The following is a 237-nucleotide window of genomic DNA, read 5'->3' as shown; positions in this document are numbered from 1 at the left end:
GTAAAGATATCATCTGTGTCAATATTTGCTGTCGTTTGATCTAGCATATCTCTTAAGACCACTTGTAAAGTCCATTTAGTTTTATCATTTAAATACATCATACCTGGTAAAAATGCATTCCAGTTATAAACTGCATAGAATAACCCTACTGTCGCTAAAACGGATGTTGATAACGGTAGTATTATTTTAAATAATATTCCTACCTCACTACAGCCAAGATAGATGGCTGTAGTGAGG

1 pseudogene is annotated in these 237 nt (G+C 33.8%); it reads right to left on the bottom strand.

The annotated features are described in order from the left end of the window. Window positions 1-237, bottom strand: a pseudogene (locus tag AACQ14_RS24280) (hypothetical protein); the annotation flags it as partial.

Origin of the sequence: Vallitalea maricola (assembly GCF_036985595.1) — a bacterium.
Lineage (GTDB): Bacteria > Bacillota > Clostridia > Lachnospirales > Vallitaleaceae > Vallitalea > Vallitalea maricola.
This window is presented reverse-complemented; position numbering and strand designations above follow the sequence as displayed.